Origin of the sequence: Gluconobacter sp. P1D12_c, assembly GCF_018812105.1 — a bacterium.
Taxonomy (GTDB): domain Bacteria; phylum Pseudomonadota; class Alphaproteobacteria; order Acetobacterales; family Acetobacteraceae; genus Gluconobacter; species Gluconobacter oxydans_A.
The window spans coordinates 1-418 of record NZ_JACSIQ010000575.1; the positions used below are offsets into that span (position 1 = coordinate 1).

Sequence of the window (418 nt, forward strand, 5' to 3'; positions counted from 1 at the left end):
CATTATGAGTGAACTCAGTCCCCCTGAAATACAGATTTGAACCATATTTTTGATTGAGCCAACGGAAGCAATCAGAGAGCTTGCGTGTCCATTTCCTATGCTCCGCCTTGAGGTCATCATATATGCGGACGTTCTCACCGCAGGTGATAACCATGTACCGCAGATACTTCCCCTTATTCGGGAGAATGTTATCAATCCAATAGGTCAGCTCATTCCTCAACTGGCGACGCTCAGCAACAGCAACAGCAGGAATGAACATGATATGCCTAAACTGTTCATCCATCTGCTTAGCTAATCCAGACAGCAAACCCACCTTGAAAAAGGTGCCATCCTGCTTCTTACGCCTAGACGGAATCCCCAGACCTTCAAGCCTGTCAGCAATGCGATCAGATTGAAGCCTTATGGCCTCATCCCTGCC

At 47.6% G+C, this 418-nt stretch carries 1 protein-coding gene; it reads right to left on the reverse strand.

Going from position 1 to position 418, the window contains the following annotated elements; translation table 11 throughout:
• Nucleotides 1–418 (reverse strand): hypothetical protein (locus tag KP705_RS18215; protein ID WP_215765317.1); only part of this gene is annotated, 418 nt, incomplete at both ends.